This is a genomic window from Micromonospora sp. NPDC023644 (assembly GCF_040640115.1).
In the GTDB taxonomy this organism is placed as follows: domain Bacteria; phylum Actinomycetota; class Actinomycetes; order Mycobacteriales; family Micromonosporaceae; genus Micromonospora.
Genome location: NZ_JBFABA010000007.1, coordinates 93,320 through 106,402 on the forward strand (window position 1 = coordinate 93,320; position 13,083 = coordinate 106,402).

The following is a 13,083-nucleotide window of genomic DNA, read 5'->3' on the forward strand; positions in this document are numbered from 1 at the left end:
GTGAGGCAGATCACGGGTGGTGAAGGACCGGCGTGTCCGGCCGCGCGCCCCTCGTGCCGCACCGGGCGAATCGCAAAACCGCAGGTCAGAGCTACCTTCGCGGGGTGTCGGAGTGGGTCTGCGGGTGCTGCGGGCGGTGGCGGGTGAGCGTCGAGCTGATCCGGGGCCGCTACCGCTACCGGCTGGTGCGCCGCTATCCCCGCCAGTTCGGCGGCGGCAAGGACGTGCTCGGCGAGGCCGGCTCGGTGGCGGAGCTGGAGGAGTTGCTGCGCCGACGTACCCCCCTCGGCCTGGCCGACCTGCGCGAGGCCGCCTGACCCGCGGCGACCGGGCCCACCGGCCGCCCGGGCACCCCGGCGGCGACGGACCCGCCGGTGCCGACGGACCCGGTGGAGGTGGCCCGGCCGACCGGCCGGCGGCGGCCGAGGGCTGCGGCGACCGGCTCGGCTGCGGCGACCGGCTCGGCTGCGGCGACGGGCCGGCCGGTGGGTGCCGCGGTCACGATCCGTGGGGCAGTCTCGTCGGGACTGGCAGCGGCGCCACCGGGCGCCGCCACGGGGAGGAGGCGCGATGCGGTTCGAGGCCGGCACGGAGGTGGCCGCCGAGGCGGAACGGGTCTGGGCGGTGCTGGTCGACGTCGAGCGGTGGCCGGAGTGGACGCCCTCGGTGCGCCGGGCGCTACGGGGGGAGCCGGGGCCGCTCGCGGTGGGTGCCACGGCCCGGCTGGAGCAGCCGAAGCTGCGACCGGCGGTGTGGCGGGTCACCGAGCTGACCGAGGGGCGCTCGTTCTCCTGGGTCTCGGGCAGCCCGGGCGTGCGCACGCTCGGCGAGCACCGGGTGCTGCCGCTGCCCGACGGGCGCAGCCGCGTCGAGTTGGCCATCACGCAGTCCGGGCCGCTGGCCGGGCCCGTCGGCTGGCTCTACGGCGACCTGATGCGCCGCTACCTGCGGATGGAGGCCGACGGGCTCAGGCGTCGCTGCGAGCGGGACTGACCACCGCCTTCTCCAGCAGGGCGAGCCGGATGCCGTTCGGGTCCGGCCGGTGCCCGACGACCCGGTAGCCGTGCCGCTCGTACAGGCGCAGGTTCTGCTCGCTGTCGGCGCCGGTGAAGAGCGCGAAGCGGCGTACCCGGGCGGCGCAGGCCGCCTCCACCGCGCGCAGCAGCCGCCCGCCGACGCCCCGGCCCTGCTGGTCCGGGGCGACGGAGAGCCGGCCGACGTGCGCGGTGTCGCCGTCGACGTGCGCCCGGACGGAACCGACCAGCCGGTCGCCGAGCCGGGCGGTGAGCACCGTCGCCGGGCCCGCCAGCGCGGCCCGCACCTCGTCCAGGGTCTCGGTCAGCGGGGGCAGGAACGGGTCGGCGTAGCGCTGTGCCTCGGTGAGGTACGCGGCGCGCTGCACGGTGAGGATCTCGCCGGCGTCCGGGACGTCGGCGGGGACGATGCGCGGCTCGACGATCACCCCGACAGCCAACCACAGGTCGTCGGGCGGGCCGCCCGCACCGCCCGTACGCTGGCGGTGTCCGTCGAGCCGTGGGGGTGCGCCGTGCCGGCACTGACCTATCCGCACGTGGGCGCCACCGAGACCGGCGAGCTGCCGCCCGGTTGGCGGCACGTGCGGCACCGGGTCCGGTTGCCCGACTCCTGCTTCACGACGGCCGGGGACGTCGTGCTCGGCTGGGGCCTGCACCGGGCGGCCGGCATCCGGATGGACGCCGACGCCGGCCGGGCCGCGCCCGGGGTCCGGGTGGTCTCCGGTCTGGGCGTCGGCCCGCTGCGGCTGGCCGCGCCCTGCCAGGTGGTCTGGGCCGTCGACGACGGGCGGCGGGCCGGCTTCGGGTACGGCACGCTGCCCGGCCATCCGGCGCGCGGCGAGGAGGCGTTCGTGGTGAGCCGCGACGCCGCCGGCCACGTCTGGTTCGAGGTGGTCGCGTTCAGCCGGCCGGACCGCTGGGTCATGCGCGCCGCCGGGCCGGCCGGCCGGGCCTTCCAGCGGGCGTACGCCTGGTGGCTCGGGCGCACCCTGCGCCGGCTCTGCGCCCGTCCCTGACCCGCACCGCGCCGCCCGTCGAGGCGGCGGTCGCCGGGCGGTCCGGCGATCAGCGACACGACCGGCGGCGGACCGGCGTCAGAACCGGGCGAAGGAGCGGATCGGCATCCGCGGGCCGTACTTCGGCGCCTGGACGCCACCGGCCGCCAGCAGCACGCAGACCCGACCCCGGTGCCCCCGGAACGGCTCCAGCAGGGCCAGCATCCGGGCGTCGTCGCCGCGCGGCTCGCCCGCCAGGGCCCACGCCACCGTGTTCGGCACGTGGAAGTCGCCGACGCTGACCGCGTCCGGGTCCCCGTACGCGATCCGCACCACCTCGGCGGCGGTCCACGGGCCGATGCCGGCGATGGCGGTGAGCCGGCGGGTGGCCTCGGCGGAGTCCGCGCAGCGCTCCAGCCGGTCGGCGACGGCCGCCGCGCGGCGCAGCGTCTCGGCCCGGCGTTGCTCCACGCCGAACGGGTGGAACACCCAGTACGGGGTCGCCGCCACCGCCGCCGGGTCCGGCGGGAGCAGCAGCGGCTGCATCGGCCCGGGCGCCGCCTCGGCGAAGTGCCGCACCGTCGCGGCGTACGCCCGGTACGCCTCCTTGCCGGTCACCTTCTGCTCGAAGACCGCCCGCAGCAGCCGGGGGAAGACCTGCCCGGTGGCCGGCATCCGCAGCCCCCGGTGCTGGGCCGCGAGCCGCGCCACCACGGGGTGGGCGGCGGCGAGCGCCGCGAACCCGGTCACGTCGTCCCGGAGCCCGGCGACCGCGTCCGCCCGCTCCACCACCCGGTCGGCGCCCGGGCCGTAGCCCTCGGCGAGCAGGCCGCCGGCGACCGGCCGCAGGGCGAGGGTGGCCGGCCCGTCCGGGGTGCGGGCGGCCCACCAGAAGGTGCCGGCCGCGACGCGCGCGCAGGGGTCGTACGGGCTGAAGGTCAGCGCCCGGACCGACGCGGCCAGCCGGTACCCGGCGGGCGGGCGCAGCTCCCGCGTCGCGGCGGGCCGGGTCTCGGTCACCTCGCCACTGTGCCAGGTCCCGCCGCCGTCCGGTGCGTCGCCCACCTGCTCGGTGGTGCGGTGGCGGGCCGGCTCCCGCTGACCGTCCCGGCATCGTCGCACCCACTGAACGGCTGGGATTATCCAGGCAAATGGAACAGATAGGCGAGAATCACCACGGTTGTGCCTGGTCGGTTGTGAACCCTCTGGGGTCTTCTGGTGTCTCCCGGATGAACGCGCTGCTATCGTCCGATTCGCCGACGGGTGGCCCAGGGAGCGGTCGCCGTCACTGAGAGACCGGTGAGGATCGCGGCCTGGGCCTCCGGTGCCCGGCCGATTCGTCACCGCCTCGCAGGCAGTGCAACGGGGAGCTGTCGAAAGGGCATGCAGTGATGACTGTTGTTGCGGATGCTCGTCAGGAGCATGCCGTGTCGGCGGCGTCGCCTCGTCACCACCAGCGCTGACGATGGCCGTCGACACGACGGCCGTCCGATCAGGACGGGCCGAAGCATGATCGCTCTGCGGGTCTACCGCCTCCTTCCACCCGCCGCCCGGCGCCAGTTGCTCGGTCTGCTTCCGCAGCACCGCCGGCTCGGCCTCGTGCGGAGCTTCACGCGGCCGCGCGGCGGTGACACCGTGCACCCGACGGGAGCGCGGGTGTCGGTCGGCGACGACGGCGTCCGCACCCAGGCCGAGGTGGTCGCCGCGGCGACGCCGTTGGAGATGTGGCACCGCAACCTCACGGCCGTCACGTCGGCGCTGGACGCTGCCGGGATCGACTACCACTGCTTGCGCAACGACGACTACCTGCGCAGTTCCGTGGCCGTCCTCGTCGACCAGCAGGACGCGGTGCGTCGCCTGGTCCGCGCCGCGCCGGCGTTGTCGGGCGCGCACGTGCGTACCGTCGAGGTGCGGCCCGGGCGCAACCAGCCGAACCTGGCCCCGGCCGAGGTGATCCAGGTGTGGTTCCCGGTGACCGACGCCCGCGCGGGCGTGGTCCTGGGCGCGCAGTTCGCCTGCGAGATCGAGTTCTGGACGCGCGTGGGCGACGTCGTGCGCGCGCCCCGGCACAACGCGGTGATCGACGAGGCGCCGGCCCGGGCGGAGCCGGTGCGGGTCGCCGCGGCCCTGCTCAGCCACTTCGTCCCGGAGGCGGACGACCACGTCTACGGCACCCGCCGTGACCTTGCCGTCCGGGCCCCGGACCGGGTGGGCTTCCCGATCGACGCGGTGTTCACCTGGGTGGACGGTTCGGATCCGGAGTGGCTGCGGCGCAAGATGGCGGCGCAGGGCGCCCCCGACGGACCGCTGCACGCGGTGGCGGCCAACTCGTCGCGCTACCACAACCGGGACGAACTGCGGTACGCGATGCGCGCGCTGTACAGCTTCGCGCCCTGGCTGCGACGCATCTTCCTGGTCACCGACAGCCAGCTGCCGAGCTGGCTCGACCCGACCCACCCGACCATCACCGTCGTCACGCACGCCGACCTCTTCGCCGACCTCGGTTTCCGGTCGTCGTTCAACTCGCACGCCATCGAGTCCCGGCTGCACCGGATCGAGGGTCTGGCCGAGCACTTCCTCTACCTCAACGACGACGTGTTCCTGGGCCGGCCGCTGCTGCCGACCCACTTCTTCCACGCCAACGGGATCGCCAAGTTCTTCCCCTCCCCGGCGCAGTTCGGACTGGGCGAGGCCAAGCCGAGCGACCCGCCGGTGAACGCGGCCGGCAAGAACAACCGCCGGCACATCCAGCGGCAGTTCGGCGTCACCATCACGCAGAAGATGAAGCACACCCCGTTCGCGCTGCGGCGCAGCATCATGTACCAGATCGAGCAGATGTTGCAGGCGGACGTGACCAAGACGGCACGGCACCAGTTCCGTCACCACGGCGACCTGTCCATCCCGTCGTCGCTGCACCAGTACTGGTCCTACCTGACCGGCCAGGCGGTGCCGGGCGAGATCGAGTACGAGTACGCCGACCTCGGTCACCCCTCGACGCCCGCCCGCCTCGCCGAGCTGCTCGCCCGCCGCAACCGTGACGTGTTCTGCCTCAACGACACCGACTCCGATCCCGAGGCCTTCGCCGAGCAGGAGCGGATGCTGGCCGACTTCCTGCCCCGCTACCTGCCCTTTCCGGCGCCGTACGAGCTGCCCGACGAGGTGGTCGCCGAGCGCCGGAAGCTGGGCGCCAGCGCGCTGTGGCGGCAGTCGCGCGGCGCGGCCCGCCAGCGCCAGCAGGTGGATGCCCCGACCACGCCCACCCTCGCCGCCCGACGGCAGGTGGACGGCCAGACCGTGCCCGCGCTGCGGGTCGGTCCGCGGCTGGACGCGCCCACACTGCCCTCGATGCGCATCGCCGCCGCCCGGACGCAGCAGGAAACCGCGCCACCCGGTCGGGGAACCCACCTCGACCAGCGGGGACAGCGGCGGGATGCCTGAGAAGGTGCGGACCCGGTCCCGGTCGGGCGCCGGCCCAACGCCCCGACCAGCTCGTCAACATCTCTGCGAATCCTTAGTGGAGCCCACGTGGTAGGCCCTTCCCCCCAGGTCACGATCATCGTCCCGGTCTACAACGTCGCGGACTACCTGCCCGAGACGCTGGAATCGATCGCTGCCCAGACCGCCTTCGACCGGTGCCACGTCATCCTGGTCGATGACGGCAGCACGGACGGCTCCGACACGATCGCCAAGCAGTTCGCCGCCGAGCACCCGAACGTGACCGTGCTCCAGCAGGAGAACGCCGGCCCGGGCGCGGCCCGCAACCGGGCGCTGGACATGGCGGAGACCCCGTACGTCTCCTTCGTCGACTCGGACGACATCCTGCCGCCGCGCGCCACCGAGCTGCTGCTCAAGGCGATCGTGCAGAACAAGGCGAGCATGGCCATCGGGGACATGGACACCTTCCCGAAGCGGACGGCGTTCCTCTGGAAGAAGCCGTTCGGCAAGGGAGACCGCCTCCTGGAGAGCGTGGTCGACGCGCCCGACCTGGTCTTCGACGCCGGCCCGTGTCACAAGCTCTACGACCTCGCCCAACTCCGGGCGAACGGCCTGCGCTTCCGGGAGGGCGTGCACTTCGAGGACGCCTTCCTGGCCCTGCCGATGCTGCTCAAGGCCGAGCGCATCGCGCTCGTGGACGAGGTGGTCTACCAGTACCGCCGGCGCGTCAGCGGAACCTCGATCATGGACAACCTGTTCATCCGGGAGCAGAACTACTGGGACCACCTGGAGCTGTGCGAGACGCTCGCCGCGCTCCGCCCCGAGCTGGACGTCTTCCGCCGCGAGGTGCTGGAACGGTTCCTGGTACGCAGCTACCAGGGCTTCGCGATGCGCGCCCACACCCTCTTCGAGGACGCCGACCTGTGGAAGATCTTCGAGAAGTGCACTCGGATCTACCAGGACATCGACCCCTCCTTCATCGCCCGCTGGACGGCCGACACGCGGCACCGGCTGTCCTACCTGGCCTTCAAGTCCTACGACTTCGACCTCTTCGCCCGTCCCTGGACGAAGGTCCAGGGGATCGTCGCCTGCGGTGGTGAGCTGTACCTGGACTATCCGGTCACGCCGGCGCTGCTCCCGCTGACCCGGGTCAGCGCGGTGTCCGTGCGGCTGGAACAGGCACGGCTGTCGAAGGCGGGTGACACGCTGCGGCTGTCCGGGCACGTCCAGGTCAACGGGCTGCCCATGCACCAGCCGATCCGCACCCCGCTCGGGCTTCGGGTGCGCGGCAGCAACCTGACCGTGCCCGCCACCGTCGAGCGGCGCGGCGACCTGAAGTCCGCCGACCCCGGCCGCGAATGGTCCGGATTCGCCGCCGAGGTGCCCGTCGCGCAGTTGCGCAACGGCCAGCACGGCCTGCGACTCGTCTTCATGACCGAGACGGGCCAGGCGTCCCGGCAGTGCCTGATCTCGGCGGCCTTCCTGCGGGACGCCCCGGTGAAGCTCGCCGGGGACACCCGCATCCTGCCCGGCTTCGTCGGCCGGGAAAGCGCGACCCTGCTCGTCCAGAGGTCGGGTGGCGCCCGCGCGTGGCGGCGGACGATGCTGCGCAAGGACCTGCGCCACGTCGCGTCCCGTCGCCCGTTCTGGAAGCAGCGTCTGCTGCGGCTGGTCACCGCCCCGGTCATGAGCCGCCGCGACATCTGGCTCGTCGGCGAGCGCAAGGACACGGCCCAGGACAACTCCTGGCACCTCTTCAAGTACCTTCGCAAGGCCGAGCGCCGGCGCAACGTGTACTACGTGCTGGCGAAGGACAGCCCGGACCGGGAGCGGCTGAGCGGGCTGGGCAACGTCGTCGCCCACGACTCCTTCCGGCACAAGTTCCTCATGCTGCACGCCACCAAGATGATCAACTCGTACGACATCGACTCGTACATGCTCCCGTCGCGCTGGGAGCGGGGCCAGTTCCTCAAGCATCTGAACTGGCGGATCGGAGCGGCCCGCGTCTTCCTCCAGCACGGGGTCACGGACAAGGACGTCAGCGGCGGCCTGCACCGGGCGAAGACCGGGGTCGACCTGTTCGTCGCCGCGGCCGGCAAGGAGGCGGAGTACGCCGCCGAGTACTTCGACTACGGCGACGGCGCCCAGCGGCTGGGCTTCCCGCGCTTCGACGCGCTGGTGCCCGAGCGGGGCAACCGCCGGATCCTGCTCATGCCCACCTGGCGAAGCTATCTGGTCAGCCCGTCCTACAATCCCTCGCTGCCGCCGCGCTTTCCCTTCGAGACGTCCAGGTACGCCCAGTTCCTGCGGGACCTCTTCGGCAGCGAAGAGCTGAGGCAGACCCTCCAGCAGCACCGCTACACACTGGAGTTCCTTCCGCACTACGAGATGCGGAAGGTGTCGACGAGCATGGTGCCGGCGGACCCCTGCTTCGCCGTGGTGGATCAGACGCAGCGAAGCGTCCAGGACGCGCTGCGGCAGTGCGACCTCTTCATCACCGACTACTCCTCCACCGCCTTCGACGTCGCCTACCTCGGCACCCCGCTGATCTACGCACACTTCGACGCGGAGGAGTACTTCTCCATCGGCGGCTACCGGAGGGGCTACTTCGAGCACGCCGAGCATGGCTTCGGCCCGGTCTGTCAGACGGCGGAGGAGACCGTGCGGGCGATCATCTCGTACGTGAGGAACGGGTGTGCCCGGGAGGACGAGTACTCACGCCGGGTGACCGACTTCTTCGGCGTGCAGGACCGCGACAACTGTCAGCGGGTCGCCGCCGCCATCGCGGCCCTGCCGGGCCCGCAGCGATGACGGACGGACAGAGCCGCGAACCCGCCCGGGCCGTCGCCGAGCCGTCGGTGTTCGTCGACACCTACCGCCGGGTGCTCAGCCCGCAGGCCCGCCGGGCGATCGCCAAGCGACTCAGCCCGCAGACCCGGCACCAGGTCAAACAGTGGGTGGCCCAGGTCGCCGGCGGACAGCAGCCGTCGACCCGGCTGGCCCGCCGCCAGCCGGAGCTGCTGGCGGGCGCTGACCGGGCCCTGGTGACGGTGGAGCGCAGGACCCGGGTCGCCCTGGTCCGCCCGGACGTGTCGCCCTGGTCGGCCCGCGCGGGCAACCTGGCCGCGGTCACCGGGGCGCTCGCCGCGGCGGGTGTGGAGCACTTCTGCGTACGCGGGCTGCCCGACCGCAACGCGGTGGTCGCCGTCGACGCGGGGGATCGGGAGCGGGTGCACGCGGCGCTCGCCGATGCGTGCCGCCGGACGCCCGGGTACGTCGCCGAGGTCACGGGCGGGCAGGCGCGCTCGTCGCTGCCGGGCTACGAGCCGCAGGCCTGGCGACGGCTGCGCGACGCGGACGTGCTTCGGCTGACCTGGTACTGGACCGATCCCGGCCACTGCCTGGTGCTCGGCGCGCCGTACGGCTGCGACGTGGAGTTCTGGGCCCGACGGGAGGACCAGCTGGTCGCCCCGCGCCGGAACCTGGTGGCGCAGGAGTTGCCGGCGGCCGGCCACGCCGTCGACGCACCCGCCGACCTGTTCACCGCCCTCGGGCCGGCGAACCCGGCGGTGACGGTCCGGACCCGGCCGGAGTTCGCGATCCGGCGCCCCGACGACGTGACGTTTCCGGTCGACGTCGTCTACACGTGGGTGGACGGCACGGATCCGGCGTGGCTGCGCCGGCGCGCCGAGGTGGCGGGGACGCCGTACCACGCGGAGGCGGCGAGCGCGGCACGGTTCCTCAGCCGGGACGAGCTGCGCTACTCACTGCGCTCCCTGCACACCTACGCGCCCTGGGTGCGCAACGTCTACGTGGTCACCGACGACCAAGTGCCGCCCTGGCTGGATCCCGCCCGCCCGGGGCTGCGGGTGGTCAGCCACCGGGAGATCTTCCGCGACCCGTCGGCGCTGCCGACGTTCAACTCGCACGCCATCGAAAGCCAGCTGCACCACATCGACGGGCTGTCGGAGCAGTTCCTCTACTTCAACGACGACGTCTTCCTCGGCCGCGACGTCACCCCACGGGACTTCTTCCTGGCGAACGGCATCAGCAAGTTCTTCCCGTCCCCGGCGCTGGTGCCGCCCGGCCCGCCCTCGGCCGACGACATCCCGGCGTCGGCGGCCGGGAAGAACAACCGGGCCCTGATCGCCGAGCGGTTCGGCACGGTGCTGACGCAGAAGATGAAGCACATGCCGCACGCGCTGCGGCGCAGCGTGCTGTACGAGATCGAGGAGACCTTCGCGGCGCAGCACCGGGCGACCGCCGGCAGCCAGTTCCGCAGCGTCACGGACATATCGGTCGTCTCGTCGCTGCACCACTACTACGCGTTCCACACCGGCCGCGCCGTGCGGGGCGAACTGGACTACACCATCGCGGAGCTGTCCCACCCGGACACGCCCGCGCGCCTGGCGCACCTGCTCGCCAAGCGGGACCGCCACGTGTTCTGCCTCAACGACGCGTTCTCCACGGAGGAGGACCTGGCGGCCCAGGTCTCGGTCCTCACCCCCTTCCTGGACACCTACTTCCCGGTGCCCAGCCCGTGGGAGAAGTGCTGACCGTCGAGACGCGCTCGTCCGCCGTCAGTATCGGTCGTGCCGCTCAGGCGTCGGGTCGGGGCGCAGGTGGTAGCGCGCCGAGACCATCCGGTGGTCGGAGAGCGGGGACGGGGTCACGGTGCAGCCGAGCGGCGTGACGCCGGGGCCGGAGAACAGGTAGTCGATCTTGATGCTGCCGAACGTCGGTCGCATCCTGCCCAGGTCGCAGTCGGCGCCCAGGTCGTACAGCGGCTGCAGGATTTGTCGACGGCTGCCGGTCACGGTCGTGGCGGGGGTGGTGTTCAGGTCGCCGCCGATGATGGTCGGATATCCCCGTTCGTGGCCGCGGCGGGCTTCGGCGGCGAGCCGTGCGGCCTGCGCGGCCCGGACCCTGCCGTCCGGATCCTGCTGCGGGGTCGACAGGTGGGCACCGCAGACCTGGAGGCGGGGGGCGTGCAACCGGACGCAGACCGCCGACCGCCGCTCCATCCATCTGCTGCCCACGGGTTTCGGCGACGGGAGCGCGACGAGCCAGGACGCGTGGACGGTCGACGACCTGCCGGCGTCCGGCGCGGCGAGCCGCACCGCCACCGCCTGGCCGTACCGGTCCCCGCCCGTTCCACAGGTGACCGGCCGGTCCACCAGCGTGCCGCGCCTGACCGCGGCCGTCGAGGCTTGGCGGAAGTGCAGCTTCCAGCCGGCGCCGAGGCTGCGTTCCAGCGCGGGCAGCAGGTCCGCGCACATCTCCTGCAGCAGCAGCACGTCCGCTGAGCCACTCCGTGCCGCCTCGCCGACGGCGGAGGCGAGCTGCCGGTGCTGGTGGCCGGCGAGACAGCGCACCTTGCCGTTGGCGCACACGTTCCAGGTGAGCACCGTCAGCGGAGTCGGCGGGGGCGGTGCGGGAGTCGGCGCGGTGGACTCCACCGGCCGCACGGCGGCGGAGCGGTCCGCCGCGGGCCAGCCCGTGGACGCCGTCGCGCCGGCGACGGCGGTGAGGGAGCCGACCAGCGCGAGCACCACCGGCAGGGACCTCCACCTCGGCGCCACGCCGCCCCTCTCCCCGATGTCGGCGCATGGTGCTGTCGACCGTGGACACCCGCCGCAGCCGCCGCCGATCTGCCAGACTAGCGGCCCGCAGGCGTACGGGCGGACACCGGGGAACCGGCCCGGTGCGAGCAGCGGGCGGACCCCGATCGCCCCGGCGGCGGTGCGGAGTGCCCGCGCTGGCCGATCAACGGCCGACGGAGAAGATTCCCGGCGGCGGCGGGGTCGAGTCGGTCGCGTCGGCGTCGCGGACCACCCGCGCGCCCCCGGCGAAGCGGTCCAGCTCGTCGCCGGCCAGCACCCGGCCGGGGAACCAGTCCCCGGCGGCGCGCCGGGTCAGCTCGGGCACCGGCGGCTCGACCCGGCCGGCCACCAGCACCAGGTTGCCGTAGCGCCGCCCCCGCAGCACCGCCGCGTCGCCGATGAGGCAGGCCCGGGGCAGCACCGACCGGACCGTGGCGACCTGCCCCCGGGCGTGGCGCAGCGGCGGGCCGTCGGCGACGTTCGCCAGGTGGAAGCCGGTGGGACGCAGCACCCGGGCCACCTCGGCGGCGTACTCCACCGAGGTCAGGTGGGCCGGCGTGCGGGCACCGGCGAAGACGTCGGCGACCACGATGTCGTAGCTGGCGTCCCGGCTGGCGGCGAGCACCGCGCGGGCGTCGGCCACCCGCACCCTGAGCCGGGGATCCGCCGGCCACGGCAGGGCCTGGCGGACCAGCTCCACCAGCGCGCCGTCCACCTCGACCACCCGCTGCGTGGAGCCGGGCCGGGTGGCCGACACGTAGCGGGGCAGGGTGAGCGCGCCACCGCCGAGGTGCAGCACCCGCAGCGGCGCCCCGGCCGGCGCCACCAGGTCGATCGCGGCGGCGAGCCGCCGGACGTACTCGAACTCCAGGTGCGTGGGATCGGCGAGGTCCACGTGCGACTGCGGGGCGCCGTCCAGCAGCAGGGTCCACGACCCCGGTCGGTCCGGATCCGGCACCAGCTCGGCCTGGCCGGTGTCCACCCGCGCGGCCACCGTGTCGGCCGCCCGCTTGCGTCCCATCAGCGCCGCCTCCGGGCGGCGGCGGTGAGCACCCGGTGCAGCAGCCGCGCGTCGCCGAGCAGCGCCCGCAGCCGGCGCTCCAGGCCGGCGATCGGGATCAGGTTCTGCGGGGCCCGCGGGTCCTTGTAGGGGGTGGAGGCGAACCGGGGCAGCGTGACCAGCGACAGGTCGGCCAGGCCCACCGCCTCCTCGACGCTCAGCTCGGCGGAGCACTCCATCCGGACGATGCCCGCCCACGGCGCGCCGACGGCCACCGGCAGCCGCAGGTACCACGACCAGCCGCCCCAGGCCGTACCGAGCTTGAACACCGGGGAGCGCTCGCCGGCCGCCAGGCCGGTGACCACGGCGGTCAGCCGGGCGTCCAGGTACTGGCTGTGCTGCGTCTTGATGTAGCCGAGCGTGCGCGGCAGCTGCCGCCGGTTGCGCAGCGGGCCGTCGACCACCAGCAGGTCGCCGTCCGTGCGGGCCGCCCCCGAGACCTCCACCTCCAGCGCGGTCAGCGGCCCCTGCACGGCGGCCGGGAGCTTGTTCAGCTCGCCCGTGCCGCTGACCCGGTGCACCGGGTAGCGGACGCTGCCGGCCACCACGTCCACCGCCGAGGGACTGGCGGTGAACAACCCCCGACCGACCCGCGCGCCGGCCAGCTGCGCCGCGCCGCGCTCCAGGTCGCACCGGACCACCCCGGCGGCGTACGACGCGGCCAGGCCGGGGAAGGACGCCCCGTCGTCCTCGGCCGTCCACACGCTCGCGTCGATCCGGCGCACCCCGTCGACGAGCAGCACCACGTCGGGAGCGCGGACGCCGGGGCGGGGCCCGATCGCCCGCCAGTCCACCGCCGGCAGTTCGGCGTCCGGGTCGACCTGGGCGCTGCTCGGCGCGGCGGGCCCGCCGCCGCCTGCCTCGAACGAGGCGCCGTACGCCGGATCCCACGCGTCGACGAAGAACCGGGGGTCGGTCACCGCAGCGAACCTTCCGTCGCGGACGCCGGGGCGCCG

General features: G+C 73.9%; 11 protein-coding genes. 6 read left to right on the forward strand and 5 right to left on the reverse strand.

Features of this window, described 5'->3' with window-relative positions; translation table 11 throughout:
- Window positions 1-104: 104 nt before the first annotated feature.
- Window positions 105-317, forward strand: a complete 213-nt coding sequence (locus AB0G08_RS08310) for a hypothetical protein (protein ID WP_132233121.1) — start codon at window positions 105-107, stop codon at window positions 315-317.
- 253 nt (window positions 318-570) lie between these two features.
- Window positions 571-993 carry an SRPBCC family protein gene (locus AB0G08_RS08315; RefSeq protein ID WP_358084920.1) on the forward strand — a complete coding sequence of 141 codons (423 nt, stop codon included), beginning with the start codon at window positions 571-573 and terminating at the stop codon, window positions 991-993.
- On the opposite strand, the gene AB0G08_RS08320 is transcribed toward AB0G08_RS08315, so the two are convergent.
- Window positions 968-1,462 carry a GNAT family N-acetyltransferase gene (locus AB0G08_RS08320; RefSeq protein ID WP_358084923.1) on the reverse strand — a complete coding sequence of 165 codons (495 nt, stop codon included), beginning with the start codon at window positions 1,460-1,462 and terminating at the stop codon, window positions 968-970. The two genes, AB0G08_RS08315 and AB0G08_RS08320, sit on opposite strands and share 26 nt — an antisense overlap.
- Before the next feature lie 57 nt (window positions 1,463-1,519).
- Between AB0G08_RS08320 and AB0G08_RS08325 the strand changes: the two genes are divergently transcribed.
- Entirely contained in the window at window positions 1,520-2,050 is a 531-nt protein-coding gene (locus tag AB0G08_RS08325) for a DUF1990 domain-containing protein (protein WP_358084926.1), read from the forward strand.
- A gap of 78 nt (window positions 2,051-2,128) precedes the next feature.
- Here AB0G08_RS08325 and AB0G08_RS08330 read toward each other — a convergent pair whose 3' ends face one another.
- The gene (locus AB0G08_RS08330; protein WP_358084929.1) at window positions 2,129-3,049 is read right to left on the reverse strand and encodes a DNA-3-methyladenine glycosylase 2 family protein; all 921 of its coding nucleotides are present in this window, start codon (window positions 3,047-3,049) and stop codon (window positions 2,129-2,131) included.
- A 489-nt stretch (window positions 3,050-3,538) separates the two neighbouring features.
- Between AB0G08_RS08330 and AB0G08_RS08335 the strand changes: the two genes are divergently transcribed.
- The 3 genes from AB0G08_RS08335 (at window position 3,539) to AB0G08_RS08345 (ending at window position 10,020) form a co-directional block, all read left to right on the forward strand.
- Window positions 3,539-5,467, forward strand: a complete 1,929-nt coding sequence (locus AB0G08_RS08335) for a stealth family protein (RefSeq protein WP_358084932.1) — start codon at window positions 3,539-3,541, stop codon at window positions 5,465-5,467.
- An 87-nt stretch (window positions 5,468-5,554) separates the two neighbouring features.
- On the forward strand, window positions 5,555-8,275 hold the full coding sequence (locus AB0G08_RS08340) for a CDP-glycerol glycerophosphotransferase family protein (protein WP_358084934.1): 2,721 nt from the start codon (window positions 5,555-5,557) through the stop codon (window positions 8,273-8,275).
- Window positions 8,272-10,020, forward strand: coding sequence for a stealth family protein (locus tag AB0G08_RS08345; RefSeq protein ID WP_358084936.1), 1,749 nt, complete (start codon window positions 8,272-8,274; stop codon window positions 10,018-10,020). The genes AB0G08_RS08340 and AB0G08_RS08345 overlap by 4 nt, the downstream gene beginning before the upstream one ends.
- Before the next feature lie 24 nt (window positions 10,021-10,044).
- Here AB0G08_RS08345 and AB0G08_RS08350 read toward each other — a convergent pair whose 3' ends face one another.
- The 3 genes from AB0G08_RS08350 to AB0G08_RS08360 all read right to left on the reverse strand — a co-directional run bounded on the left by AB0G08_RS08350 (window position 10,045) and on the right by AB0G08_RS08360 (window position 13,047).
- Window positions 10,045-11,046 carry an endonuclease/exonuclease/phosphatase family protein gene (locus tag AB0G08_RS08350; protein ID WP_358084939.1) on the reverse strand — a complete coding sequence of 334 codons (1,002 nt, stop codon included), beginning with the start codon at window positions 11,044-11,046 and terminating at the stop codon, window positions 10,045-10,047.
- 184 nt (window positions 11,047-11,230) lie between these two features.
- Window positions 11,231-12,088 (reverse strand): fused MFS/spermidine synthase, encoded by an 858-nt coding sequence (locus AB0G08_RS08355; RefSeq protein WP_358084941.1) that lies wholly within the window; start codon window positions 12,086-12,088, stop codon window positions 11,231-11,233.
- Window positions 12,088-13,047, reverse strand: coding sequence for a hypothetical protein (locus tag AB0G08_RS08360; protein ID WP_358084944.1), 960 nt, complete (start codon window positions 13,045-13,047; stop codon window positions 12,088-12,090). The genes AB0G08_RS08355 and AB0G08_RS08360 overlap by 1 nt, the downstream gene beginning before the upstream one ends.
- Window positions 13,048-13,083 lie beyond the last annotated feature (36 nt).